Origin of the sequence: Chitinophaga eiseniae (assembly GCF_012641265.1) — a bacterium.
GTDB classification, from domain to species: domain Bacteria; phylum Bacteroidota; class Bacteroidia; order Chitinophagales; family Chitinophagaceae; genus Chitinophaga; species Chitinophaga eiseniae_A.
Genome location: NZ_JABAHZ010000001.1, coordinates 501295 through 527390, shown reverse-complemented (window position 1 = coordinate 527390; position 26096 = coordinate 501295). Strand labels below are relative to the sequence as shown.

Genomic DNA, 26096 nt, shown 5'->3' with positions numbered 1-26096 from the left:
TTACGCGGGAAAATACGAAGCTTCCCGCTATTTCGCCCAGGGCTAACATTAAAATCAACTTAAATATATCCTGCATCAATCGCCATCAGAAGAAAAAGCGTCCAGCATATCCAAGGTTGGCACAAAAAATAAACTGCCTGTTTGGGCAGTACTGAAATCCAGCAAGCGGTCGTAATTCCCTGCCGGCTCTCCTATAAACATGTTTTGCAACATCTTCTTTACCGTGCTGAAAGTGCTGGCATAGGCGATAAAGTAGGTGCCCATTTCATTGGTAGACATATTCCCGAAAGGCATATTATCGCGGATAATTTTGAAGTCATCACCGATATTCGCCACGGCCGTATGCGCATTTTTAGGCTTCACCTCATCAGGCATTTCGATATCGGTAGATTTATAACGGCCAAATACCTTCTCCTGCTCTGTTACCGGCAAATGATTAAAGGCTTTGAGGTCATGTATATATTTCTGTACAAATAAATAGCTGCCTCCTTTATACGCAGGATCGGCATCGCCAATGAGGCCAAAGTAAGCGCGGTCTTCTCCATGCGGGTTTTCTGTACCATCTACAAAGCCCAGGATAGAACGGCCATCCCAGTAACGGAAACCGTGTACCTCTTCTGCGGCAACGGCTACCGGCGCCAGTATATCAGTGATGGCGGCCGCCATGTCGTAGCAAATGCTGCTATTCGTTCCCCGCAGGTGAAAATGTAAATCGCCTCTCGTAGCCACCGCGGTATGCTGCTGGCCGGCGATAGGAGCAAAATTTTCCAGCTCTTTCGGAAGCGGCGCTGGCAGCTGCAATTTATTCCAGGCGTCATAACCAATACCCATTACACAACTGACGCCACCAGTGGGGAAACGGGTATAGGCAGAATGATTCAGGTTGACAACCAGCGCACAGATATCTTTAAAAATATTGCCAACGGCTATCTCGTCTTTGAAGTTCCACACCATGAATATGGTGTTGATACCACCATCATCTAATACGTTTTGCGGTTTAGGATTCATATCTGCATTTATTGTGCTAATGTATAATTTTCTTTGAATTGCTTATTCAATCGAAAATACAAACATCGTATATTGTTGAATAAAATTTGCTATCGCTATGTTGAACTCCTACATCTTCGATGGAAACCTTGAAATGGTCAAACGCCATTTTCACACCACTATCGTTAACACACCAGCAGAAGAAGGTGGCATGCACCCTATCCAGGTGGCCATTGAAGGCGGGCACCCCGATGTAGTAGATTTCCTGATCCGGATTGGCGCGGATGTAAATTTGGAAGTTTACGCGGGCTGGACACCTCTACATCATGCACTTGATCTGGCAATTGATGGTATGATACAATGCAACCTGGATCGACCTACACCGGAAATAATGAAAATAATCGACCTTTTAATTCAGGCAGGTGCAGACCCGGTAAAACAGGTTTCAGGCGGCGAAACAGCACTTGAATTACTAAACTCATATAGCGCCAACCAAGAAGGATTTGATGAATTGTTGGGCTTCTTCAGAGAAGTCGTACCTGGAATAGATAGTAAAATCCAGTTTCGAAAGGGGGAGAGATGACTATTTACAAAAATATCATGCGTAGTTAACAGGCACTTGAATATTATTATAACGTTTTCATTGCATAAAGCACCAATTAAACATATGAGCTTCCTGAAAAATAAAACCACCTGGACAAATGCAGAATTTATTCCTTTCAAACTATGCGTGGCAAGTATTTACGTTATCGTGGGTGCGTACTTTCATGACTTCTTCCGTCAGTACTATATACCGCTGGCGATCCTTTTTGGTATTACGGTAATATGGACAGTATGGCTTTGGGTAAAGAAAACAAAGGCGACCAAATAAAAAAGCCCTCCAGGCTACCTGAAGGGCTATACGTTATTTAAAATAAACGGGCCGGTCGAGGTCGGCCATGAGCGTAGGATGTGCAGGCTGCCACCCCAGCTGTTCCCGGGTTAGTTTACCCGAGGCCGGTACATCCAGCGAAAAGAAACGGGCCATCCAGCCGAAATGATCCGGCGCAGCCTCCGGCGACGTAGATTCCGCGGGTAACTGTAGCCCCTTCCCTATCATAGCCGCAATATCGCGGGTAGGGATACCTTCTTCCGCCACTGCATGATATCTCGCGCCGGCAGCGCCTTTTTCCAGTACGAGCCGGAATACCCGCGCCGCATCAAAGCGATGCACGGCAGGCCAGCGATTACTGCCATCGCCGATAAACGCCGCCACGCCTTTTTCCCGCGCAATGTTGATGAGTGCAGGTACAAAACCATGATCGCCCTCACCATGTACCGTTGGGGGCAGCCGTACAATGGAGGCACGCACACCACGTGCAACAAGGGAAAGTGCCAACTCCTCCGAAGCAGCCCGTGGAATAGTGCGCGGGGAGGCCGCCGATACATCATTTTCTGTAGCGATATCGCCAGTATGCACCAGCGATGTTCCGGACGTTATCAGCAATGGCCGGTGACTGCCTTCCAGCGCAGCTCCCAGGGCGCTGATAGCGCCGCGATCGGCTTCACAACTGGCTTCAAAGTTGGCAAAATCATGAATAAAGGCCAGATGGATGACCCCATCCGCCGCGGCAGCACCGCTTTGCAGGCTATCCCTATCGTTAATATCACCGCGGTGTACCGCCGCTCCTGCTGCTTCCAACAACCGGGCAGCGGCATCCGAACGCGCCAGCCCGGTTACCTCGTGACCAGCCTGCAATAACTCCTGTACTACAGCAGTACCAATAAACCCCGTAGCTCCTGTAACAAAAACACGCATAAATGTAATTTTGATCAACTACAAATTTGCAGCGGAAGACCACGCCATTACAAGGACATTTGACACAATTTTTCAAGGTCATTTGCCCTACCTTTGTACCGGTCAACCATATAAAACCGTTACCCATGTCTGACATTTTCGAAAACTACCTCCGATCTGTGATGCCGCTTACCCAAGAGGAGCTGCAACAAATATTATCGTTATCTGTTACGAAAAAAGTGCGCCGCAGACAGCTGCTGCTGGAAGAAGGAGAAGTATGCCTCTACAAAATATTTATTACAAAAGGCCTGCTGAAATCTTACCTGCTGAAATCCGATGGCTCGGAACATATTATGCGCTTTGCACCAGAGCAAACCTGGCTTACCGATCATGAAAGCTATATGCATCAAACGCCGTCGAAATATTACATAGAAGCCATTGAGGATACCCAAGTACTGTTATGGACACGCGATAATTTCAATAAGCTGATGGACAACATTCCTGCTTTAAAAGCTTATTCTATCCGTATTGTTTCCAATAGCCTCAATGCCAGCCAGGAAAGGATACGCATGCATATCAGCGCTACCTCTGAAGAAAAATACCAGGAATTTGTCGCTACCTTTCCACAGCTGGCCAACCGTCTCCCATTACACCTGATCGCCTCCTACCTGGGCGTTTCCCGGGAAACACTCAGCCGGATCAGGCATGCGCAACGCATGGTGAAGTCATCGTAAAGCAGATCATTGCGTTGCTTTAGCGCAACACTTTTTTCATCATGAGATCTGTTTGTTCATCATTTCCTACTTTAAAAATATGTTTGTCGAAAACGACAAATCCATTTTTTTCATAAAAGCGGATGGCCCTGGGATTCTCCTCCCATACACCCAGCCAGAGATAAGACTTTCCCTGTAGCTTCGCTATTTCCAACGCTTTGTCATATAATAATTGTCCTACCTTCTTTCCATGGTACGCGCTTTTCACATAGATGCGTTCTATCTCCATCCCTTCTTTCTCCCGCAATTCCGTTTGCGCCTGGCCGGTGTTCAACTTCAGGTAGCCCACCACTTCGGTCCCTTCTCTGGCAATAAAAAAAAGTGATTCCGGGTGATTCAATTCGGCCGTAATTTTAGCCTCACTAAAATGATCTTCCAGGTATTTATTCATATCTTCCCCGGTATTGCCCTGGGCAAAGGTTTCAAAGAAAGTTTGCCGCCCGATCCCCTGTATCGTAGCCATGTCTTCCAACGAAGCTTTGTGTATCATTATCTGTTCCATACTGTCACTAAGATTTGTACAAAGCTACCCCCGCAGAAGATTACATCGGTGGGCCAATTGTAATAAAATGGGTAGTCCAATCCCCCGTCGCAGGCCAATATTTCCGCCGGGTAATTGGCCCATATGCGCCATTCAATTATTATATTTATATTAAAGAGAAAACACCAGATAGATGCTTACTGTTCCAGGTGACATTGTAACACCGCGATTAATATTACGACTGCTCGGCACAGCAGCTACCCAGGCCTGCCTTGCGCATGATCCGGCAACTGCCGGGCAGTTACTGGGCGTTCCTGTTTCGCCCGAACTGCTGGATACACCCAGTGCTTTGGAACATGACCAGCGCCAGCTGCAACAAGATGCTGCCTACACGCCCTGGGCATCCCGGGCTATTATCCTGAAAGCGGAAATGAAAATGATTGGCCTGATACGATTTCACAGCAGACCCTCGTCGCCTGCGGACAAATTTTACCGGGAAAACGCCGCAGAGATGGGATATGAGATTTATGCTGACTACCAACGCCGGGGATACGCACGGGAAGCCATTACCAGCCTTATGCATTGGGCCCTGGAGACCTCCGGCATACATCGTTTTATTGCGTCGGTAGCGCCGGAAAATATAGCGTCGTTAACCCTGGTTCAGGGATTAGGCTTTATGAAAGTAGATGAAGTGATAGATGAAACCGATGGACTGGAATACGTCTTCCTGCTGGATACCAACGCCAATACAGGAGCCGGATAGCCTTCTTATTAAGGTATCCGGCTCCTGCGTTATCAATGATGGAGTTGGGCCACCGGCCGGCGAAGTGCTGCTAATAGAGAGACGCCCAGTATACAAAGCACACTTTCAATCACGAGCCATTGCGTTCCGAACGCGCCCAGCGGGCCTTCCATTGAAATGGTGATGAGCCTTGATATCGCGTAAAGTCCCCATAGTACACTTGCAAAAGTAACGCCCTGTTGCACGTCCTTCAATGCCCAACGTACCAGCGCCAGGGCAATGGTGAGTCCCACGCCGCCATATACGCCTCGTATAGAGCTGAATGCATCGTTATTAGGTAGCTTTACCTGCACCAGGTCCATTACCGACTGGGGATTAGAAAAGGCCATCAGGCTCACCATCAGGAGGCTTGCGGCAGAAAAAAAGAGGTAAATGCGGGACAGGATAATGCTTGCACGAGTATGTTTCATTGCTTGTTGTTTTTGATACTGCAAATGTGGGTGGATGCCGGTAGATAAATCTTGATATGGACAAAGATTTATGTCAGAAAAAAGGCGCTCCCCAGGTATGAAGTATCAAACAACGCCTTATGCTTATACTGCCGGTACATAAGTAATTTCAACTACCCCCTTGTCCAGTTCCTTTACCTGCTTGCATTGCAGGCTGGTGGACATGTCATCTGTAAAAAAGCGTAAGCCATTGCCCATGATATGTGGCTGTATCATTACTTTTAATTCATCCAGCAGCCCGGCGGCCAGCAAGCTACGCACCAAAGTACCGCTGCCCTGTACCAGTATATTTCCTTCGTCAGATGCTTTCAACGCTTTCAGTGTTTCGATAATGTCTTCATTGATAATGGTGGAGTTTTCCCAGGCGGCTTCCTCCATAGTACCCGACACCACATACTTAGGGGTTTTGTTGAGCTTATCGGCTACGCCCATTTCATTGTTTTTAAAGGCCGACCAGTACGGATACAACATCTGGTAGGTATTCCGTCCGTACAGCATCGCGGAACAATTATGAATGTTTTCGCTGATGAGCGCAGCGCGGCTGTCGCTGTGATAAGGGTTGAACCATTCGGCCATCAGGGTAGCGTCGAAGATGCCATCCAGGGACATCCATTCAGTAGCAATTATCTTTCTCATTGTTTTAAGTTTTAACCAAAATTAGCCCGGGTGGCGAGGTTAAAATAGAATGGACCCGACAAAATCATTCTTCGGCCGTGTAACCAGTGCGTAATGCCAGGTAGTCTTTAGGGCTCATACCGGTAAATTCTTTAAATACCCGGATAAAATGGCTCTGATCGGAAAAGCCATTGCGATAGGCGATATCGCTTAGCTTAGTAAAATCAAAATGATTAAGCTGTTGAAAGGCCATATGGAACTGGCAGATCCTTTTATAGAGCTTAGGAGAAATGCCCACCTGGTCTTCGAATAACCGTTGCACCGATCTTTCGGTACTAAACAGCTGATCCCTCAGTTTGCCTAACGCTTCTGCACTTGCATCTTTTTGCAGGGTAGCGGTAGCAAAAGCGATACGACTATAGTCGATACAGTCGTTGGCTATGCGCTGCAACAGGAAGGCATTGATGAGTTTTAATTGTTCTGCAATAGAAGACGCATTGAGCAATTGTTCCTGCAGGCTGATAGCCCTTGCCGGCTTCAGATCGTTCACATCTGCCAGTGTATTGGTCAATTCACTTGCGGTGACACCCAGTATGGCTTTAATGGCATAAGGATGGAGGAAGTAGGCAATGAGTACAAAACGTTCCCGGATAAAAAGATTGGTGGGCGCCACTGCCTGTCCATACACGCTGATATGTCCTACCTGGCTACCGTTGCGCTGGCCCCGGGTGCTTTGAAACACCAGCGTTGGCGTGCCATTGGCATACAATGGCAATACAAAACCGGTCCGGTCCTGCGGATGTTCAATGACCATGATACTTCTTACATAAGAAGACAGCGCTGCGGGTGGTAACAAGGATTGTATATTCACTGCCGTACAAGTTTGCGGTTACAACCTGTCAGAAAGATAAGCATTACCCTGCGCTAAAACAAACTCCCCTGTATCACTGCCGGCGGCATGGTAGGATGAAATAGCCCTACAATGGTAAATGGTTGCTTCAGGCTGGCATGCGCATTTTGGGTAGTGCCCAGGAAAAAATGCAGGTCTGTATTTCGTGCATACTCCTGCAGGTATTTCTTTCTTACCTGGTTGATAGCTTTCTGCTCCTTGTCCACTCCACCGGATGCTTTCAGGCTTTTCCAGTACAGGGACGCCAGTTGCCAGTCCTCTACCGGCAAGGTAATTTCCTCATTTTTATCATCTGTAAAACGGAAGGAAAATTTGTAGGGCAACTTAGGCATCACTGTAAAAGGATCTTCCGGTTGTTCAGTCACCTGCCCGCTTTCTTTCTCATCCGCCAACCTTTGCAATTGTTGCCGGTCCCAGTCCCGGCCTGTTTCTTCTACCAGGAAACCCAATATGCGGGTGGGTTTAAACACTGCCAGCGAAGTATAGAATGCTTCATGTTTGGCTTCCATCAGTAAGGTAGACAGGTTGTGATAAACAGTTTTTAATACCACTGCTCTTCTTTCGCTCCAGTGATCTTCTATTCCCAGGTGTCCAATTTTCTTTACCGGTGCTTCTGCTGAAGCCGGCCTGAAACTCTCCATTCTGAAATCCCTAGGATGCCGCACCAGGTCCATCTCTATCCAATCGTACAACTGGTATTGCTCTTCGTATAATTTTTTTGAAAACGGGATAGGATATATCCTGATGAAGATCCCATCTGGCGTGAAACCGGCAATGCTTACCTGCTCATCGTAATGGGAAGATATAGTGGGGTAACTTTTTACAGTGATTAAAACTTTTATCAAAGGCATGCGCACAATCTTTTTAAACCATCCGCAAAACTAAGGTAAATCATTGAAAATAAAAAAGTTACAACCAGCAAGATATTCCATAACCGATACTGTGTGCTGTAAGATCAACCCAGGACATCTACCTGTTCCTGGCAAGCATCACCCGAAAAATTTATTTTATTTATATTTTTTATTTTTTGTAACTTCAGCGAGGATGATATAAATCCTATTCACCGATACCTAAACTTTAACTCCAATTAACACTGCTGCTGTAGAGCAAAGTGCAACATTTACGGAGGTGCTGGCAGCATTCAATTATTCCCTATAAATTAAACGTTACCTCAATAACAGCAAATCATGTAGCGTTATGAAATAAATGGCTTCGCACGTAAGTATTTAAGTATTTCCCAAAACCTAAGTATCACTTCAATCTTCCCCGACAATGACCAATACCTATCTTAAAAGTATTTTCCTGCTGCTCTGTATTTTCTCTTTCGGAAAAATATATGGGCAACAGGTAGTATACGACTTCGACCGTCCCGAAGCACTGGATGGAAAAGTACCATTCGACAGGGCCTTCCAGCTAAAGCTGGTACATATTAGGCCGGAGGTAACCGCTATTTCCGCTACTATCTACCCGGTAGGCGTTACCAATTACCGGAAGCTAATAAAGGAAGCGGGCTTAACTAAGAAAGGAAAAGGAGTAAATGGAAAAAGAATTTTCCTTTCCAATGATGTGCTGCTGGACAACACCCTGACGCCTATCCTGGTGGACTCTGTTACCCGGAACGTTAACTTCGCCGATACCGGCACCCAGGTAATAATACCCCATCTGATCACACTTAAGCCCAGTACAGATTATTTCATACAAATAAACACTTACAGCAAGAAAGCATTGACGGATGCAGAATCGGCTGCTGTATTGGCCGCGCTGGTAAGCAATGATGCCATCCCTGCATTGCTGAACAATTTTGCCAAAGTCAATGTGGCTAATCCTCACATTCCTTTTGACCAAACATTCTCTAACTTTGTAAGAGCGATAAGAGAAAATGCACTCAGCACCGCCCGAAAAATTAACAAGGACTATACCCTCGAACTATCAGATAAGGATATCATCAGCCAATTACACGGCTATGCAGAAATGTATAATAACATTGCCACTGCAGCTATCCGGATTGAGGAGATAAGCAGAGATGCCCTTCTGAATGACTCTCTTAAAAAAGTTGCCAAGAATAATTTTGTTGCGCAGGCTACCAATAGCATGATGCAGGTTAACTGGTCAGCTATTAAAGAACCAGATATCCCAGCCATTATGGCGCAGCTTTATCACGTCATTCCTAAAGACAGCAGTTTATCTGTGAGCGGGACCTATGGGCTCATAGCGAAAAATCTCAAAGCCGCAATTGAATCCCGCGATGCAGCCAACAGGTATTTAACTTACAGCTTAATCGCCAGTTCCATCAAACTACAGGGCGTGCTGGCCTGTACCTACCCCGAAGAATTTGTGAAGCAGGCGAGCCAATTTATCGCTTCCGACTTAGGCCTCGCTTATGTTTGGGGCATTGGCCGGGTAAATCCATATATAGGTGTACAGGTAGCATTATCTCCATTGGATGATTCCATCCCGTTGCGGGAATATAGAGGCTTTGGACCTATAGTTCGCTCCAGGCTTTCTTTCCTTATCGGCATTTCTGTAGATGCTGTTGCCAAAGACAGTGTAAGAAGAGGGCTTATCGGTGGCCAGGCACTGATATTGGGCACAGGCATAAAATTATGGCCATGGCTCAAAGTCAATAGCGGCTTTTACCTGTATTACCGCGAACCAATAAATCCTACCACTGCAAAGGATAACCTCAGATTCCACGGATCTCCATTCGTGTCGCTATCTATTGATGTAAGGGTACAATCACTCCTGAACGGCGTGGGAAGTGCCATTTTCAGAACCCGTCAAAATATGTAACAATGGTACAACAACCAGTTCTTTTGCTCGACAACGTTAAAATACTGGCTTCAGATGGAAGCTCCAATGTAAAAAACGGACGCGATGTGTGTACCGTCTTCTATGATGCCGTAGTAACCAGCCCCGAACAGAACCCCGTACAGGTAGTGAGCTTTGTGCTTTCCGACCTGAAAGTAGCCATAGATCCCGCCAGCTGGCAAAAAACGATGCTGATCAGCGACGATTTCCTTACCTATACACAGATTGTTGAGATCCACTCCGACGTACAATCGGCAGATCCAATAGAGATAAGGGTAAGTCTTACGATCCAGGACCGGCTTAACAACCGGAGAGAACAAATTACCAGCTTCACACTAATTCCCTGAGCAATGATGAAAGCCAAATTAACCGTCCTGATAAATATCCTGCTACTTGCTCTCCTGCCCGCCTGCGACCGGGAAGATGATCTCTATTCCCTGGGTAATACATCCGGACCTAAACTGAGGGATATCATCACATTCCAGGAACTTTCTGTCACCTCGCTGGATGCTGACAGCGCCTCCAGCTGCCATATCAAGGTAAAAATCAACCCCGAAGCAAGCGCCGATAAGCGTACCGTAACCTTCGTGGCCAAGAGCGGTGCATTTCCCAACAATGACACCATCCTGGTTGTAAAGGCCAACGATGAGGGCATTGCTACCACCACCCTAGTTAGCAAGCAACCGGGTAAATGCATGATCAAGGCCACTACCGATATCTATACGATCGATACATTCATTACAGTGAACACCGCACTGCCAGATGATATACTACTTACCAGCGATCCCTACACCGGCGATACCAGTACAGCTTTCTCTATCTCCGCCGAATTGGTCCGTAATCCAGGCCGGGGTATGGTCACTGATCCCGTCAAAGTGTTTTTTGTGATCACGCCGCTGGATACCAGCATCAATCTCATTTATCCATCCTTCTCATTTTCCAGTATGCATCTCGCTACCATCAATGTTACCAATCCTTACAAGGTATCCGGAAAATTTAAAGTAGTGTCGAAAGTCTTGTCTCCACAAGGAGATACGCTCAGAAGAGATATTATGCTGCACATTAATAAATAGCGATATCTCTGACGAGACCTATAGTGGATGTGGCGTTCCCGTTGGCAACAACTGCTTGTTCGATGCCAACGGGAAACCGGTTAAAAGTAAAAAAGGAAGAAGGCCTTTTAACGGGTAGTATAACCTCCGTTGGCAAAAATGGTTTGCCCGGTAATCCACCAACCGTCTGTTACCAGGAACTCCACGAGGGGTGCAATGTCTTTGATATTGGTCAATCCGCCGAGAGCTGATGCAGATTTATGATAAGCCACCGCATCCGGTGTTTCTACTTTTTCCCTGAAATGCCCGGGTGTTTGCCCAGTTTTTTTTTAAAAAAACTTGGAGAAGTTGGAAGGATCGTAGGTCAGTATATTGGCAATTTCCTCGATGGGCTTATCTGTTTCGGCCAGCATTTTCTTCGCGGCGTCGATAATTTTCCCATCATAAAAATGACAGGGATGATGCCCCATTGTTTGCTGGATAGTGGCGGTGAGGTGTGCGACTGCCAAAGACGGTTATAATTTATCCATCACATCTTTATACCCTCTTCCTATCGGAATGGCCATTCCAGCCATTTCAATCGTTTCTGCCGTGTAAGATTCAATCTTATTCACCGCCACGATAAAGGACCTGTGCACGCGCTTGAAATTTTCCGGCGGTAACAGCGTTTCTATTTCATGCGTGCTCATTTTGGATATATGCTCCCCCTTGGCGGTAACGATTTTGATATATTCCCGCTGGCTTTCGATATATAATATTTCTGAGAGGAGAATGCGTACTTTACGCTTCTGCACCATTACAAAAATAAAGTCCCTGGCCGCTGTCGTGGTTTTCGTTTGCGCTACACGGACTTTATTTACTGCCGTTAAAAACCGCTCAAATTCAATGGGCTTCAGCAGGTAATCGGTTACATTCAGGTTAAATCCCTCTACCGCATACTGGTGATAAGCCGTGGTAATAATCACTGCCGGCGGATTGGCCAATGTTTTCAGGAAATCCATGCCTTTCAGTTTAGGTAAATGGATATCCAAAAACAGCAGGTCAGTTTCATCGCGCAACAGGAACTCGGCTGCCAGTATCGCGTCTTTAAATACGCCTTGCAGCTCCAGGAAGGGAACTTCTGATATATAGTCTTTCAGCACTTTTGCCGCAAGCGGCTCATCTTCTATGATGATGCACTTTATCCTGGACATGCGTATCGAGATTTATTTTTAAGATAGCGGTGAAAACGAATGCTTCCTGTTTTACCTCCAGCTGGTAATCCGTATACTGTAATTCCAGCTGCCGGCGCAGGTTAGAGAGCCCGATATTCTCCCGGACATCGGGATAGCTGGCTTCATCGCCGGTGGAATTTTTGACGATAAAAAACAGCCGCCTGTTTTTTATCGAAAGATGAATATCTATAAAAGGGTGCTCCCGGCTTTCCGACACCCCGTGTTTAAAAGCATTTTCTACCAATGGCATCAACAATAAAGGTGGTAACGACTGCTTCCTGTCTTCCAGGTCATGGTTAAAATTGATGCGGAGGGAATCGTCGTAGCGCAGCTCCTCCAGGGCTATATAATCTTCTATAATTTTAAGATCCTGTTCCACGGCAATATAGGGGCCACTGGTTTCGTACAGCATATACCTCAGCATCTTCGACAGGCGCAGGATGGATTCTGGCGCCAGGTCTGATTTATCCCTTGCCAGTGAATAAATATTATTCAGGGTATTAAATAAAAAATGTGGGTTGGTCTGGGATTTCAGGAAATTCAGTTCTGCCTGTTGACGCTCAATCAGCAGTTGCTGGGCAGTTTGCTTCAGTTTTATGTGGTTAAAGATATGCCGCACGATCGCAAAAAAACATGCCGAGCCGATCCCCAAACCGGTCAGCGCACCAATTCTTTTCCCGGTTGGAACGGCGGGGCCCAATGAAGTAAAAATATGCAGCGTTGCCCCCAGGGTACGCCACCCATAAAAGCCGAATGAATAAATACCCAGGTATAGTAGCACCCAGAAGATACCAGCAACCGGCTTCTTCCAGCTAAATTGGGGAAGCGTGCATTCCAGCAGGTAGTAGTTGACCACCGATAAATAGATGGTCAGCCAGGCTACATTGACACCCCGCAGTACCAGGAAATCATCCGCGCCATTTAATGTATCTGTCAACAGTTTCAACAGCAGGAATGCGGGCACCAGCCATACATACAATTGAAACCGCCTTATATCAGATAGTTTCTTCATTACGGTATTTAATGGGATAAATGTCGATAAATATTTCTCCATCTCCTAATTGTTCCCCGTGCTTGACGCTATTCCGTTGTTCGTTGGTCCCGACCCGTTGTTTGTTGACGGGGCACTCCTGTGGCAGCTCCTTTCTCCTAATTTTATATCAGGCAAACAAACGCCTCACTATTACACGTAACAATCCACCAACATGAACAACTTTATACAATTTGGCGAAAAAGTAACGGGCTATGATATTCCTGTGCTCAATGAACGGGAGATCAGGGCCGCCGCGGGCATCCTCTTCCTGGCCACCTATACTTCCCTGATGTTTATTGCTTTTGATGGTAACTTTATATTGATAAAGTATGTGATCCCCACTTTTTTACTCGACCTGCTGATGCGGGTATTCATCAATCCCCGGTATGCGCCTTCGATGATCCTGGGGCGGTTAATGGTTCGCCGCCAGGTGCCGGAATATGTGGGCGCCCCCCAGAAACGGTTTGCCTGGAGCATCGGCATTGTGCTATCTGCTACTATGTTTTATCTTTTCCTGGTAGAAAATGCCTACAGCCCTATTACCGGCATTATTTGCCTGGTATGCCTGCTATTCCTCTTCTTTGAAGCTGCATTTGGGATCTGCCTGGGCTGCCTGGCGTATCCGCTTTTCTTTAAGAAACCAATACAGCATTGTCCCGGTGAAGTGTGCGACACCAACACCCGGCAGCCGGTACAAAAAGTATCAGCTGCGCAACTGGCGATACTGGGTGTATTCGCCGCATTGCTTTTCCTGGCTTACGCTTTTCTGCATCCGCAACTGAGCAAGCCTCCGCATGCGCTGTTTAAATCTTCCACCACGGCTCAATCAAAATAGTCATGATCCAGCTATCAACACCCAGCCTGGAAAGCCATTTTTCAGTTTACCGCCGGCATGTTATCGGTCAGCAACAGTATTTCGATGGTCCCTTTGGGCGCCGGCAGCTCCTCTACGCCGACTGGACAGCCAGCGGCCGCGCCTATGGCCCGATTGAAAAGCGTATCCGGCAAGAAATACTACCTTTTGTGGGGAATACCCATACCGGTACCACGATAACCGGAACACTCATGTCGGAGGCCTATACCGAAGCGAAAAAAATAATAAAAGCACATGTTCATGCCAATGAAGAAGACGTATTATTGTTTTGCGGGAGTGGCATGACCAGCGCCGTCAACAAGCTACAACGATTAATGGGCCTGCGCATGCCGGAACATGCACGGTTATTGCCACTTGAAGAAGCAGCCCGGCCGGTGGTTTTTGTAACGCATATGGAACATCACAGCAATCATCTTAGCTGGCTGGAAACCGTTGCCACCGTGGAAATTATTGCGCGTAACAATAACGGGAATACAGACCTTATGCATCTCAACGCCTTACTGGAGCGATATAGACACCGGCCGCTTAAAATTGCCGCCATCACTGCGTGCTCCAATGTAACGGGCATCCAAACGCCCTATCACCAGGTTGCGCAGCTGATGCATCAACATGACGGCTTATGCTTCGTTGACTTTGCCTGTTCCGCACCGTACGTCGATATGAACATGCATCCGGAGGTGCCCGGCGCTCACCTGGATGCTATTTATTTCTCTGGGCATAAATTCCTGGGGGGTCCGGGTACGCCGGGGATATTGGTTTTCAACCGGCAGCTTTACCGCAATACCATCCCCGACCACCCCGGCGGCGGCACGGTGCATTACAGCAATCCCTGGAAAGTGCATGCCTACCTTACAGATATTGAGCAGCGGGAAGATGGCGGCACGCCCCCGTTTCTGGCCGGCATTAAGGCCGCCCTTTGCATACGGCTGAAAGAAGCGATGGGCACGCCTTATATCCTGGCGCGGGAGGCCGCCTTACTCCGCATTATTTTTCACCGGCTGGCCCGCATCCCACAGGTGCAGGTGCTGGAGCCGGATGTAAAAGATCGGCTGGGCGTAGTGGCGTTCCTGGTAACTGGTACACATTATAACCTGGTAGTCCGGTTGCTGAATGACCACTTTGGGATACAGCTACGGGGAGGCTGTTCCTGTGCAGGCACTTACGGGCACCTGCTGCTCGATGTGCCAGCATCCCGGTCGTACGCCATACTAAAGGCGATCCAATCGGACGATCTATCTGCGAAGCCAGGCTGGATCCGCCTGTCCATACATCCTACTATGACGGATGAAGAAATCCACTTCATCATGGATGCCCTTGAAACTATGGTATCTAATATATGCGAATGGGAGCAGGCCTACCATTACGATCCGCATTCCAATGAGTATTACCATAAAGCGGGAAACGCCCGGGAACGGCAACAGGTATTGCGGTGGTTTGATAGTAAACAATGGAATGATGACTGTTGACCCCGCTTTCGTCATTTTGGCTACAATCATCTTCATTATGGTTACGTAACATCCCTCCCACTGGTGGAATTTTGTGGTATAAATAGCACAAAACATGAAAACAATTTTTATTACCGGTGCTTCTACCGGGTTAGGAAAAGCCACCGCAGAATTATTCCAGCAGCAGGGATGGAAAGTGATTGCCACTATGCGTCAACCGGAAGGGTCGTCGCTGGCGCAACTCGACAATGTAACCGTATTGCCATTAGACGTCACCAATCCCGCACAAATTCGCTCCACCGTAGATCAGGCTATACAACTAGGTGTAGATGTAGTATTCAACAACGCCGGCTATGGACTGATGGGACCTATGGAAGGCTTCAATGATGAACAACTGACCCGGCAGCTGGACACCAACCTGCTGGGTGTATTGCGGGTAACCCAGGCCTTTATCCCGTATTTCAGGGAGAAAAAAAGCGGCTTGTTTATTACCACCACCTCCATGGGCGGCTTCCTTACTTTCCCACTTAGCTCCGTATACCATGCCACCAAGTTTGCCCTCGAAGGCTGGAGTGAAAGCCTGGCTTATGAGCTGTCGCTCTTTAACATTGGCGTAAAAACCGTTGCACCGGGTGGTATTGTTACCGATTTTGCCGGCCGTTCTCTTGATATGCTCTCCCACCCTGCCTATGATGACACCAGCAAAAAGGTATGGGCACTTTTCGACGTCAACAACTTTTCCAGCGCTGCACAGATAGCCGCCGTGGTATATGAAGCCGCCACCGACGGCAAAGACCAGGTACGCTATGTAGCCGGCAAGGATGCGCAGTCGCTGTACGCCCGCCGCCTCGAAATTGGCGCCGAAGCGTTCAGGAAAGAATTGGGTAAAAGCATACTAGGCGTATAATCCGTAAATTAGCCATATGAAAAGAGCTACGCCGGTTCCTTACAAGATTGATGACATCACTACGCTGCACCGGTTGCTGGGCTTACCCAGCCCGATGCATCCACTGGTGAGTCTTATCGACAACACCAAAATTGCAGCAGCGGTAGAAGAGTTACCCAAATCCTTCCTGCTCAATTTCTACAAGATATCTTATAAAAAGTTGCCGAAAGGCAGAATTGGCTACGGACAAGGTTATTATGACTTTGATGAGGGCGGCCTGGTGTTTACCGCCCCTCATCAAATCATTTCCATCATGGAAAATGAAACCGAATTATACGGCGTCACCCTGCTCATTCATCCCGACTTTATCCGCAACCATGCACTGGGTAAAGACATTAAAAAGTATGGCTTCTTTGCCTATGAAGCCAATGAAGCGCTTCACCTGTCGGAAAAAGAAAGAACCACCATCCTGGAAGTGCTGGAACACATCAACCGGGAGCTCAACAACCCGATAGATGATTTCAGCCAGGACGTGTTGCTGTCTTACATCGAGGTATTGCTTAACTTCAGCAACCGGTTTTATAAACGACAATTCATTACCAGGAAAGCAGTAAACAACGACCTGCTATCGGCCATGGAACAGCTGCTGAACAACTACTTCGATGATGAGAAAGCCCTGCACCAGGGCCTCCCCACGGTAGAATACCTGGCAGCACAGCTGCACCTCTCCCCCCGCTATCTCAGCGACATGTTACGCTCCCTTACCGGGCAAAATGCCCAGCAGCACATCCATGAAAAGCTGATAGAAAAAGCGAAAGAGAAGCTATCTACCAGTGATTTATCTGTTAGTGAGATTGCGTATGAGCTGGGGTTTGAGCATCCGCAGTCGTTTAGTAAATTGTTTAAGATAAAAACGAAGCAGTCGCCGCTGGAGTTCAGGCAGGGGTTTAATTGAGATTTTCGTAATGGACCATACGCCTTATTTAACGTCTGCACAAATAGATATTATTTTATAGCCAAGCATGAAATTTCAAGTACCTTCTTTCCGCTATTATTGATAATTACAACGGTGTTTTCTCCTGCTGCTTTAAATATTGAGTCTCCAACATTTACATTTGTCCATACTTCTCTTTGTGTCACCCCATTGCAAGTAGGTAAGTATTTTAGGGTATCGAATCGCCCTTGTGCCTTGACAATGATTTCACCAAAACAGTCTCTGTTAACCATTTTCTTCTTTTCCACCACCCAACCTGCCACTTTTCCAGGTTTTATGTGTTCACGCTGAAATTCCTCACAGCTAAAAGGGAATCCACAACCGACTATTAGCATTGCAAAAAACAAAAAAAATACCGTCTTCATAATTATTATTGTAAGTAACTAAAGAAATAATAGCCTTTATTCTATCCAAGTCTTATTTTACTGCAACATATCTCTGCTCCTTACCCAATCGCTAATACACATCATCCACTACTTCTTTCTTTGACCGCTCCTTTACCCCGTTAAACTCGTTCAACCCCGTATCAGTTTCAATGATATTGAGCCTGGGCCGGCCCACAAATGCCCCCATACCAATGGCGCATCGCACAAAATAAGCCCTCCCTGGATGGATGTCGATAGTTACTTCATCGTGGGATTCCGTCCGCGCAGATATTTTGGTTAAACCTGTTTGGTATATTTTAATGATCTTTTTGGAGCCATTTCTCATGCGACAGGCAACGGAATCATTTAAGGATACATTATAGGAAATAGCAGCGCCAATAGCAGATTCCACGCGATACACATAGAGCAGTGCATAGGACGCAGTATCCGGCAGCAGGGTTTGCATAATGGTATCGAACAATTTGAGCCGGTTGGCCATTAACCCGGACATATCGGGATGGTAATAAATTTCGCCGAACAGGCGGTAACAGGAACTAAACATATCCGGTGATTTCAACTCACGGATTTTCACAATATTACCACCTGCCTTGATAGCTTTAGCTTTGGCCTCTTCCAGCGTATGGTCGTATCCGCAGTTAACTTTGAAGCCACCATCGGTCACTTTTACATCGCCCACTTTCGTGGCGCCTTCGGGTACTGTTCCGTCTTTCTGGATAATTAATACCGTGGTGGTATCTGAGAAGTTAGTCGCATCGGCTTGCAGGTAAATACAACTAAAGCATATGAATGCGAGGACAGCTTTGGAATATAGTTTCATGTATACAGGGATTGTAAACGGGTAAACACGGTTTGACCGACCGTGCAATATTAGGGAATTATCACTAATAAAAAGGTTCCTTAAACCACCATTTTCTGGATTCATTGTTGATGGTTTCTTTCAAAAACCCGGGTTATGAAGAAGGAAACACCACATACCACCCGCAACCAAAAAAAGACCGGCAGAAAATGGTCGGCGCATGTTATGGCAACCAGCGATGCCCTGGATCTCAAACAGGGTATTTTCAAATCTGATGATCCACAGGAAATTGCGGAGTCGCTCAAACGCTCATCGCGTAAAAGCCACCGCAGAAAAGGCACTCCTTATCAGTCGGCGATGTCTATGTTGAACTTCTATATCAACCGGGCAGGTAAAAATCTCCCGGAAAAACAAAAGCAAACACTGGAAAAAGCCAAGGAGAAACTAAGAGTTGTTTTTGGAAGGGATAAATAATCTGCGCTTCAGGTGATGTCTTTTTCACCCGGCATTGGCGGGATCGTTTGCGGTATAAACTCCTCTCCATTTTTTCCATAGTCATAGGCCCAGCGATACACGACGGGAATTTCACCGGGCCAGTTGCCGTGCTCCGGATGAATGGGCGTTGTCCACTCCAGCGTATTGGCCTTCCAGGGGTTTAGGGTGGTTAATTTCCGTCCTTTGAAAATGCTATAGAAAAAGTTAAGCACGAACAGCAGCTGCGCTGCAAACACCACTATGGCTGCCAAACTTATGACTTCGTTTAATGTGCCAAATTGTTTAAACGATTGCCAATTGCTGAAATCATAGTACCGTCTTGGCATACCGGCCAGACCTTCGTAATGCATGGGCCAGAAAATCACATACGCCCCCATCAGCGTAATCCAAAAATGAATATAGCCCAATGTATTGTTCAGGAACCGGCCATATATTTTAGGAAACCAGTGATAAACGCCTGCAAACATACCCAGTATAGCTGATACACCCATAACCAGGTGGAAGTGTGCGATAACAAAATAGGTATCGTGCAGGTAAACATCTATCGTAGAATTACCCAGCCAGATACCTGTTAGTCCACCAGAAATAAAAGTGCTGACGAAACCAATGGCAAACAAAGCAGCCGGGTTGAAATGCAGCTGTCCCCGCCAGATCGTAGTCAGCCAGTTGAACACTTTTACTGCGGAAGGCACGGCGATCAATAACGTGAGCAACACAAAGAATGATCCCAATAAGGGGTTGACCCCAGCCACGAACATATGATGCGCCCACACCAGGAAAGACAACATAGTGATGGCAAAGAGAGAGAGTACCATCGCCGTGTATCCAAACACCGGCTTCCTGGAATGTACCGCCAGCACTTCTGATACGATTCCCATCGCCGGAAGTACTACTATGTATACCTCGGGATGCCCGAGAAACCAGAACAGGTGCTGGTACAAGATAGCGCTGCCTCCTTCATTCGGCAATATCCTGCCTCCAATAAATATCTCGCTCAGGTAAAAGCTGGTACCCGCATGCCGGTCCATGAGCAACAGGATAAAACCAGCCAGCAATACCGGGAACGATAGTACACCCAGGATAGCCGTGAAGAAGAACGCCCACATGGTTAATGGCAGCCTGTTCATTTGCATGCCCCTGGTGCGCATATTGAGTATCGTAGTAATATAGTTGATGCCGGCGAGTAGTTGCGATACCACGAAAAGCGCCATGCTGGCCAGCCATAAGTCCATCCCTATCTTAGAGCCAATGGAAGCATCTCCCAACGCGCTCAGCGGAGGATAGGACGTCCAGCCTCCGGATGCCGGCCCTGTTTGTACAAACAGGGAACTCATCATCACCATGCTGGAGAGAAAGAAGAACCAATAACTTAACATGTTTAAAAAAGGAGAAGCCATATCACGGGCCCCTACCTGTAAAGGAATCAATAAGTTGGAGAACGTACCGCTCAAGCCGGCAGTCAATACAAAAAAGATGAGAATGGTGCCATGCATGGTGATCATGGCGTAAAAGGCCTCTGCTGAAATGCGGCCCCCTTTGGCCCAATGCCCCAGTATGCTCTCTAACCAGGGAAAAGAAGCATCCGGGTACCCCAACTGCAGGCGAAACAATACAGAGAACAACCCGCCAATGATAGCCCATATCATACCTGTTACCAGGTACTGCCTGGCAATCATTTTATGGTCAGTACTGAAGATGTAGGTAGATAGAAAACTTTTTTTGTGTCCGTGATCCCCCGCCGGGGATACGGGATGTATAGTGTGCGCTTCTTCTGCTCTCAAACCAGTGTTGCCTGGCGTTGTGTTGCCGCTCATAGTGAAAGACCTTTAGAGAACCAATATGCCTCATTTACTATGCCAGGAAAGCCCATAGATGAGCTTTCCGGACAGCCTGAATGCTGGCTATCTATAAAAGTCTCCCACATATGCTGCTTCGTTCCGTTTGCAGAGTGGAAAATATATGCACAATCTGTATCGCAAATGTATCGCCTGTGGAAATCCTTCCTGCCTTTGGATGCCTGGAAATATTCTCTCTCCCTGGTAACAAGTGAATTAGGGTAATGGCACGATTTTTCCGCTGCTTATAGCGGAAGTTTCCCGAAAAGGGGTGGTCTCGTAAAACAGACCTGAGAACATACCCTCGGACCTGATCTGGATAATACCAGCGTAGGAAAAGAAAGAAACAACCATGGCTCCGGTCTTAGGACCAGAGCCATTTTTTATTTACTTCCCTGCTATATTGAAGGAAAAGGGTACATGTTTGGCTGGCAGGCACTGGTGATCATCACAGGCCATGAACTTCACCGTTCCATTCACCCTGGTGGCTGCCTTACCTTTCACGGTTACTTTTTGTACAAAATCTACCTGGTTTTCGTAGTACCTCATTTCTGAATTGAAGTTTTGGTCAAATGATTTCTTCAGCTTCCCTGTTTCCATTACCTTACCCACTTGCACTACAAGGGGATTTTTGGCCAGCGTGAAGGAAGTGGGCGTAGGTCCTTCTCCTGTATCCTGCGCATACACATGCCAGCCCGCATCTATCGTGGCGGTCATATGCAACTCATAAGTACTGCTGTTAATCTTCTTTGCGGCAAAGTTCCACTTAGCAGGATTTAAAATCTGGGCGCTGACCAATACAGGCAGACCAAACAGCAATAATGCGGTGAGCAATTTTTTCATACATACATTTTTAATGGTGGTTTATATATATGCTCCAGGTTGATATACAGGCTTCCCGGACTTTTACGAATTTACTGTAATGATCTAAAATCAAGGAGCCATTGACGGATAGTTACATCCGTTCATCCGGTTTGGGTCAATAATGATCTGGTTGGATTTAATGATCACCTGCAAAATTCCTGGTAAAGTCCCAATATCCCAATGAGCAAAACAATATAAAAAATCCGATGCTATACCATTCGTGCTCCGGCAATGGACCCCACGTATATTCATGAAAAAAGTAAGGCGTGGCAATCGATAAATAGTGATAGGCATAGGGAAAATATTTGATTTCCATTGCCGCTCCCTGGAAAAGCGCCACCATCACAATGGAACCGAAAACAGCCACGGCAATCGGGATAATCATATTCTTAAACCGTATACTCAGCCAAATATGGATGCCAATAATGCTCAGTGAGGAAATCAGGGAGTGACAACAATTCCTGAACAGCAGGGCATAATCCGGCGCATGGCTGGTAAAGTGCAGCGGAGGCTTAACAGCTCCCAGCAAATACCCCATAGCCACCCAAAATGGGATAAACAGCATATAATAGCAAACTACAAACACCGTCATCGAAAGCACTTTATTCAGGTATACTTGTCCTTTCCCTATGGGGAGTGTGAAAATATGTTTCCAGGTGTTATTTTTATATTCTATATTAAAGTACAGGCAGGTTAACAACACGATGAAAAAGACAGAATAAAAGAAAGACATCCCCTTCCAGGACATCTCAGCAAATAAACTCCAGGGATTATTTCCCGCCTCACGGGCTATATGTTCCCATTTGGTAAGCACAACAAAAGCCACAAATGTGGGCATAATAAACCCACCCAGTAATATTAGCCACCGGGCAAATGAATGCCGGATTTTTATAAATTCCGTTAATAAGGAAGGCCAGAACTTCGCCATTATTAGTTACTTGTTAATTTCATAAATATATTTTCCAGGTCGTGATGGTCTGTTTTTACTTCATATAGACGAAAGCCTGCCAGTACCATCTTTTGGCATAAATCGCCAATGGTTTCTTTATCCCCGTAAGGGATATGCAGCCTGTCGGCCACCAACGAGATCGCCGGATAGTCCTGTTTCAGCAATTGTAAACAACCGTGATTATTATCCGTATCGATCATCACCGTGGATTGGTGCTGTTGTATAGCGTCGAGTTCAGCAGCACTTCCCTGAAATATCAATTCGCCCTTCCGTAAAATGCCGATATGTGTCACCAGCTTCTCCAGTTCTGACAAAAGATGACTGGAAAGAAATATGGTAGTACCATATTCTCTGTTGAGATGAATCAATAACTCCCTGATCTCAACTATTCCCAAAGGATCGAGCCCATTTACCGGTTCATCGAGTATCAATAGTTCTGGTTGTGGAAGCAGGGCTATGGCGAGGCCCAGCCGTTGTTTCATCCCCAGTGAATAGGCGTCTACCCGCTTACTGGCAGCATCAGTGAGGCCCGTCATCTGTAACACCCTATCGATGCTGTCTTTTTGAAGTCCCCTGATCATGCAGGTAATGTTGAGATTGTCCCTGCCTGTTAGGTTTTCATATAGCGAGGGCTGCTCTACAAGACAACCTGTTTTCGATAAAATCTCTAACCTGTTGGCCTTTAAAGGCTTTCCAAATAACATGATCTCACCTGTATGATGCGGTAGTAAACCCAACAACAGCCTTATCAGGGTAGTTTTTCCTGCCCCATTGGGTCCCATAAAACCATAAATCGCAGCGGTTTCCACCCTGAGATTAATTTTATCAAATACGGCCGTTCGTTTGCTATAGCCAAAGGTCAGATTGTTGGTTTCTATAACCCATTTCCCCATAATAATCCTGGTTTAGCTCAAAGAAATACGAATGGCAGAGATCCGGAGGGTATTTGTGGCAGGCACTCAATAATTTGGGATGAAACAGGTAATTCCTGGGATTAAATTTTATTCTTCTCTAATATTTCCAATGGTGGGTTGGAGGTCACACGCTTCATTTTGACAGCCTCAACGCGCGATACCACTTTTTTCTATTAAATTGAATTTCAACTAAATACTACTTCCAGTTGTCAAATAACAACTACAAGTAGCGTCCATACAACTAAGGGTGGCGGTTGTTTTTAGGTGGCCCGGTATACATCGAAATACCTTTGTGGAGTCGACACAAAAAACAAAAAAACACATTTATGGAAACTAAAATGATCGGTAATAAAATTGCCCAGGCTAGAAAAAAAATAAATATCTCACAGGCACAGCTGGCACAACAGCTATTTATCAGCCCGCAGGCGGTAGGAAAATGGGAACGGGGAGAATCTATCCCGGATATCATTACACTTAACCAACTTGCGGAAATCCTGGGAGTTGACCTGAATTATTTCTCAGAAAAATTCACTTCCTCCCCCGAAAGCGCATCCATAGTTGTTTTGGATGAACAGCCCGTAAAGCAACCGCTCAACTGGGATATGTCGCTCGGGAATTGGGTAGATGCCGACTTCTCCGGGTTGAAAAACCTGCACGAGAAGTTCAGCTCGTCCAACATGCAGCGTTGCAAATTTATCGGGGCTGAAATGTCGGGGCTTTTACTGAAAAACAATATGATTACTGCCTGCGATTTCTCCGGATCCAACCTGGATAACAGCCACATAGGAAATTCCCATTTGGTAGATAATCATTTTAATGATTGCACCCTGAAAGCAGCTCAATTTTCAGGAAGTCACATTAAAAACTGCGACTTCTCCGGCGCCGATTTGACCGGGGCTACCTTTACATCTTGTGCCATGGAGAAAAATACCCTGGTAAATGTGCGGCTGCACCGCACGGTGTTTAATGCTACCCATTTAGCCAACCTCGTATTCGAAGGTACGCTGGAGGATTGTTATTTTGAAAATGCATCCTTTTCCAGGGTGACTTTCCAGCATTCGACGCTCACCAACACTTTCTTCAAATGCAGGAGCCTGAAACATATCCGGTTTACCGACTGCCAGGCAGACCGGATGACCTTCGAATTCCTGAAAAACGGGAAAGCAGATATGAGTGGCATCACATTGTTAACCGCATAAGTACGTATGTATATGTTATCAAATGAAATCGCTATCGCAGTAAAAGGACTGGAAAAATCCTATAAAAATATGCCGGTGTTGAAGGGCGTGGACTTCCAGGTAAAAAAAGGGAGCATTTTCGCATTGCTTGGCCCCAACGGCTCAGGCAAGACTACCATGGTTAAAATCCTTGCCACGCTGTTGAAACAAGACGGCGGGCAAGCCATTGTAAATGGATTCGATGTATCGTTGCAGTCCGAACAAGTGCGGCAGTCGATCAGTCTCACCGGGCAATTTGCAGCGGTGGATGAAGTATTGACCGGCCGGGAAAATCTTATCATGATGGCCAGGTTGCGGCATCTTCCCCATGCCAGGCAGGTGGCGGATGATTTACTGGAGCGCTTCGGTTTGACCGACGCCTCCCACCGGAAGGCCGCTATTTATTCGGGTGGTATGCGCCGGCGGCTGGATATCGCCATGAGCCTGGTCGGAAACCCGTCCCTCATTTTCCTTGATGAGCCCTCCACCGGGCTTGATCCGGAAGCGCGCATAGTCGTATGGGAGATCGTCAAAGAACTGGCCCGCAGCGGTACTACGGTCTTCCTGACCACTCAATACCTGGAAGAAGCTGAGCAGCTCGCAGATACCATCGCCATTTTGCATAACGGTAAAATTATCGCCAGTGGCACCCTGGAAGCGCTGAAGCAGCTGTTCCCGCCTGCACAAGTTGAATACATTGAAAAACAACCAACGCTGGAAGAGATATTTCTCGCCATTGTCGGTAAAAAAACTATCTACTAATGGAAACGATCAAAAACTATTTCTTTATAGACCTCGGCGTGATGCTGGGACGCTCTATGCGTCATGTTTCCCGCAGCATGGATACCATCATCACCGTTACCATCATGCCGATTGCCATGATGCTGTTGTTCGTGTATGTGTTAGGTGGCGCCATCCAAACCGGCACCGACAACTATGTAAATTACCTATTGCCGGGTATCCTGCTGATTGCCATCGCCAACAGCGTAGGTTACACCTCCTTCCGCCTGTTTACCGATGTACAGCGGGGTATTTTCGAGCGCTTCCACTCTATGCCGATTGCACGCTCCGCGGCATTATGGGGACATGTACTCACCTCGTTGGTATCCAACGTCATTTCGCTGACCGTCATAATTCTTGTGGCGCTCCTGATGGGCTTTCGCTCGCCCGCAGGCTTAATGTCCTGGCTGGCTATAGCTGGCATCCTGGCTATGTTTACCCTGGCACTGACCTGGATCGCAGTCATTCCCGGGCTCACCGCCAAAACGATCGATGGTGCCAGCGCTATCGCCTATCCCATTCACTTTCTACCATTGATCAGCTCGGCGTTTGTGCCCACGAAGTCAATGCCATCAGGCGTTCGTGCTTTTGCGGAGCATCAGCCGGTGACATCGATTGTAGAAGCGATCCGTGCATTGCTCTATCATCAGCCCGTAGGCAATGGAATATGGGTGGCATTGGGATGGTGCGGGGGCATTACATTGCTGGCTTACTTTTTTGCGATGAGGGTGTATAAGAGGCGGGGATAATTTGTAATGGG

Annotated in this window: 32 protein-coding genes and 1 riboswitch; of the genes, 15 read left to right on the top strand and 17 right to left on the bottom strand. The window is 46.8% G+C overall.

All coding sequences use genetic code 11. The features are described 5' to 3' along the window. Window positions 1–75: 75 nt before the first annotated feature. Window positions 76–1008, bottom strand: coding sequence for a Dyp-type peroxidase (locus HGH91_RS02000; RefSeq protein WP_168736782.1), 933 nt, complete (start codon window positions 1006–1008; stop codon window positions 76–78). A 97-nt stretch (window positions 1009–1105) separates the two neighbouring features. Between HGH91_RS02000 and HGH91_RS01995 the strand changes: the two genes are divergently transcribed. Together HGH91_RS01995 and HGH91_RS01990 are read left to right on the top strand one after the other, a co-directional pair. Continuing rightward, entirely contained in the window at window positions 1106–1570 is a 465-nt protein-coding gene (locus HGH91_RS01995; RefSeq protein WP_168736781.1) for an ankyrin repeat domain-containing protein, read from the top strand. Window positions 1571–1654: 84 nt separating this feature from the next. After that, complete coding sequence (locus HGH91_RS01990; protein WP_247651634.1) at window positions 1655–1858, top strand: hypothetical protein; 204 nt, start codon at window positions 1655–1657, stop codon at window positions 1856–1858. 33 nt (window positions 1859–1891) lie between these two features. Here HGH91_RS01990 and HGH91_RS01985 read toward each other — a convergent pair whose 3' ends face one another. Then, window positions 1892–2785, bottom strand: coding sequence for an SDR family oxidoreductase (locus tag HGH91_RS01985; RefSeq protein ID WP_168736779.1), 894 nt, complete (start codon window positions 2783–2785; stop codon window positions 1892–1894). 125 nt (window positions 2786–2910) lie between these two features. Here HGH91_RS01985 and HGH91_RS01980 point away from each other — a divergent pair, with 125 nt between their 5' ends. Further along, window positions 2911–3498: a Crp/Fnr family transcriptional regulator gene (locus HGH91_RS01980; RefSeq protein ID WP_168736778.1), complete on the top strand. Its 588-nt coding sequence runs from the start codon at window positions 2911–2913 to the stop codon at window positions 3496–3498. Between the two features lie 19 nt (window positions 3499–3517). On the opposite strand, the gene HGH91_RS01975 is transcribed toward HGH91_RS01980, so the two are convergent. Then, a complete protein-coding gene (locus HGH91_RS01975; RefSeq protein ID WP_168736777.1) occupies window positions 3518–4039 on the bottom strand; it encodes a GNAT family N-acetyltransferase in 522 nt (173 codons plus the stop codon). Between the two features lie 172 nt (window positions 4040–4211). On the opposite strand from HGH91_RS01975, the gene HGH91_RS01970 reads away from it, so the two are divergent. Then, a complete protein-coding gene (locus tag HGH91_RS01970) occupies window positions 4212–4781 on the top strand; it encodes a GNAT family N-acetyltransferase (RefSeq protein ID WP_168736776.1) in 570 nt (189 codons plus the stop codon). A 32-nt stretch (window positions 4782–4813) separates the two neighbouring features. Here HGH91_RS01970 and HGH91_RS01965 read toward each other — a convergent pair whose 3' ends face one another. From HGH91_RS01965 to HGH91_RS01950, 4 genes are all read right to left on the bottom strand, one after another. Continuing rightward, window positions 4814–5230, bottom strand: coding sequence for a DUF4345 domain-containing protein (locus HGH91_RS01965; RefSeq protein WP_168736775.1), 417 nt, complete (start codon window positions 5228–5230; stop codon window positions 4814–4816). A gap of 123 nt (window positions 5231–5353) precedes the next feature. Continuing rightward, complete coding sequence (locus tag HGH91_RS01960) at window positions 5354–5905, bottom strand: dihydrofolate reductase family protein (RefSeq protein WP_168736774.1); 552 nt, start codon at window positions 5903–5905, stop codon at window positions 5354–5356. Between the two features lie 64 nt (window positions 5906–5969). Continuing rightward, window positions 5970–6755, bottom strand: coding sequence for a helix-turn-helix domain-containing protein (locus HGH91_RS01955; protein ID WP_168736773.1), 786 nt, complete (start codon window positions 6753–6755; stop codon window positions 5970–5972). 53 nt (window positions 6756–6808) lie between these two features. Continuing rightward, the gene (locus tag HGH91_RS01950; protein ID WP_168736772.1) at window positions 6809–7645 is read right to left on the bottom strand and encodes a hypothetical protein; all 837 of its coding nucleotides are present in this window, start codon (window positions 7643–7645) and stop codon (window positions 6809–6811) included. Window positions 7646–8066: 421 nt separating this feature from the next. Between HGH91_RS01950 and HGH91_RS01945 the strand changes: the two genes are divergently transcribed. The 3 genes from HGH91_RS01945 to HGH91_RS01935 are packed head-to-tail and all read left to right on the top strand — an operon-like array spanning window position 8067 to window position 10675. Then, window positions 8067–9584, top strand: coding sequence for a hypothetical protein (locus tag HGH91_RS01945; protein ID WP_168736771.1), 1518 nt, complete (start codon window positions 8067–8069; stop codon window positions 9582–9584). A 2-nt stretch (window positions 9585–9586) separates the two neighbouring features. Then, window positions 9587–9949 carry a hypothetical protein gene (locus tag HGH91_RS01940; protein ID WP_168736770.1) on the top strand — a complete coding sequence of 121 codons (363 nt, stop codon included), beginning with the start codon at window positions 9587–9589 and terminating at the stop codon, window positions 9947–9949. Between the two features lie 3 nt (window positions 9950–9952). Next, window positions 9953–10675, top strand: coding sequence for a hypothetical protein (locus HGH91_RS01935; RefSeq protein ID WP_168736769.1), 723 nt, complete (start codon window positions 9953–9955; stop codon window positions 10673–10675). Between the two features lie 107 nt (window positions 10676–10782). Here the strand turns inward: HGH91_RS01935 and HGH91_RS01930 are convergent, their stop codons facing one another. Genes HGH91_RS01930 through HGH91_RS01915 form a run of 4 tightly spaced genes read right to left on the bottom strand, consistent with a single transcriptional unit; the run spans window position 10783 to window position 12880 of the window. Continuing rightward, entirely contained in the window at window positions 10783–10926 is a 144-nt protein-coding gene (locus tag HGH91_RS01930) for a hypothetical protein (RefSeq protein WP_211092171.1), read from the bottom strand. A 57-nt stretch (window positions 10927–10983) separates the two neighbouring features. Further along, window positions 10984–11163, bottom strand: coding sequence for a helix-turn-helix domain-containing protein (locus HGH91_RS01925; RefSeq protein WP_211092170.1), 180 nt, complete (start codon window positions 11161–11163; stop codon window positions 10984–10986). A 6-nt stretch (window positions 11164–11169) separates the two neighbouring features. Then, window positions 11170–11847: a LytR/AlgR family response regulator transcription factor gene (locus tag HGH91_RS01920; RefSeq protein WP_168736768.1), complete on the bottom strand. Its 678-nt coding sequence runs from the start codon at window positions 11845–11847 to the stop codon at window positions 11170–11172. After that, entirely contained in the window at window positions 11813–12880 is a 1068-nt protein-coding gene (locus HGH91_RS01915) for a sensor histidine kinase (RefSeq protein ID WP_168736767.1), read from the bottom strand. Before HGH91_RS01915 ends, HGH91_RS01920 begins: the two co-directional genes overlap by 35 nt. A gap of 193 nt (window positions 12881–13073) precedes the next feature. Here HGH91_RS01915 and HGH91_RS01910 point away from each other — a divergent pair, with 193 nt between their 5' ends. From HGH91_RS01910 to HGH91_RS01895, 4 genes are all read left to right on the top strand, one after another. Continuing rightward, a complete protein-coding gene (locus HGH91_RS01910) occupies window positions 13074–13736 on the top strand; it encodes a DUF4395 domain-containing protein (RefSeq protein ID WP_168736766.1) in 663 nt (220 codons plus the stop codon). A gap of 2 nt (window positions 13737–13738) precedes the next feature. Next, on the top strand, window positions 13739–15241 hold the full coding sequence (locus tag HGH91_RS01905) for an aminotransferase class V-fold PLP-dependent enzyme (RefSeq protein ID WP_168736765.1): 1503 nt from the start codon (window positions 13739–13741) through the stop codon (window positions 15239–15241). A 94-nt stretch (window positions 15242–15335) separates the two neighbouring features. Further along, window positions 15336–16127 carry an SDR family oxidoreductase gene (locus HGH91_RS01900; RefSeq protein ID WP_168736764.1) on the top strand — a complete coding sequence of 264 codons (792 nt, stop codon included), beginning with the start codon at window positions 15336–15338 and terminating at the stop codon, window positions 16125–16127. A 16-nt stretch (window positions 16128–16143) separates the two neighbouring features. Next, window positions 16144–17061, top strand: a complete 918-nt coding sequence (locus HGH91_RS01895) for a helix-turn-helix domain-containing protein (RefSeq protein WP_168736763.1) — start codon at window positions 16144–16146, stop codon at window positions 17059–17061. Between the two features lie 50 nt (window positions 17062–17111). Here HGH91_RS01895 and HGH91_RS01890 read toward each other — a convergent pair whose 3' ends face one another. After that, window positions 17112–17465 carry a hypothetical protein gene (locus HGH91_RS01890; RefSeq protein WP_168736762.1) on the bottom strand — a complete coding sequence of 118 codons (354 nt, stop codon included), beginning with the start codon at window positions 17463–17465 and terminating at the stop codon, window positions 17112–17114. 91 nt (window positions 17466–17556) lie between these two features. Next, complete coding sequence (locus HGH91_RS01885; RefSeq protein ID WP_168736761.1) at window positions 17557–18303, bottom strand: hypothetical protein; 747 nt, start codon at window positions 18301–18303, stop codon at window positions 17557–17559. A 135-nt stretch (window positions 18304–18438) separates the two neighbouring features. On the opposite strand from HGH91_RS01885, the gene HGH91_RS01880 reads away from it, so the two are divergent. Continuing rightward, on the top strand, window positions 18439–18756 hold the full coding sequence (locus HGH91_RS01880; protein ID WP_168736760.1) for a DUF3175 domain-containing protein: 318 nt from the start codon (window positions 18439–18441) through the stop codon (window positions 18754–18756). Window positions 18757–18764: 8 nt separating this feature from the next. Here the strand turns inward: HGH91_RS01880 and HGH91_RS01875 are convergent, their stop codons facing one another. The 4 genes from HGH91_RS01875 to HGH91_RS01860 form a co-directional block, all read right to left on the bottom strand. After that, entirely contained in the window at window positions 18765–20591 is a 1827-nt protein-coding gene (locus HGH91_RS01875) for a cbb3-type cytochrome c oxidase subunit I (protein ID WP_168736759.1), read from the bottom strand. Between the two features lie 283 nt (window positions 20592–20874). Further along, window positions 20875–20966: riboswitch (TPP riboswitch) on the top strand. A 33-nt stretch (window positions 20967–20999) separates the two neighbouring features. Then, complete coding sequence (locus HGH91_RS01870) at window positions 21000–21455, bottom strand: protein-disulfide reductase DsbD domain-containing protein (protein ID WP_168736758.1); 456 nt, start codon at window positions 21453–21455, stop codon at window positions 21000–21002. Window positions 21456–21612: 157 nt separating this feature from the next. After that, entirely contained in the window at window positions 21613–22404 is a 792-nt protein-coding gene (locus HGH91_RS01865) for an ABC transporter permease (RefSeq protein ID WP_168736757.1), read from the bottom strand. Between the two features lie 2 nt (window positions 22405–22406). Further along, window positions 22407–23318, bottom strand: a complete 912-nt coding sequence (locus tag HGH91_RS01860) for an ABC transporter ATP-binding protein (RefSeq protein WP_168736756.1) — start codon at window positions 23316–23318, stop codon at window positions 22407–22409. 347 nt (window positions 23319–23665) lie between these two features. Between HGH91_RS01860 and HGH91_RS01855 the strand changes: the two genes are divergently transcribed. From HGH91_RS01855 to HGH91_RS01845, 3 genes are read left to right on the top strand one after another with little or no spacing between them, the layout of a single operon-like run. Next, the gene (locus HGH91_RS01855) at window positions 23666–24538 is read left to right on the top strand and encodes a pentapeptide repeat-containing protein (RefSeq protein ID WP_168736755.1); all 873 of its coding nucleotides are present in this window, start codon (window positions 23666–23668) and stop codon (window positions 24536–24538) included. Window positions 24539–24544: 6 nt separating this feature from the next. Beyond that, window positions 24545–25318 (top strand): ABC transporter ATP-binding protein, encoded by a 774-nt coding sequence (locus tag HGH91_RS01850; protein ID WP_317166800.1) that lies wholly within the window; start codon window positions 24545–24547, stop codon window positions 25316–25318. Next, on the top strand, window positions 25318–26085 hold the full coding sequence (locus tag HGH91_RS01845; protein WP_168736753.1) for an ABC transporter permease: 768 nt from the start codon (window positions 25318–25320) through the stop codon (window positions 26083–26085). The genes HGH91_RS01850 and HGH91_RS01845 overlap by 1 nt, the downstream gene beginning before the upstream one ends. Window positions 26086–26096 lie beyond the last annotated feature (11 nt).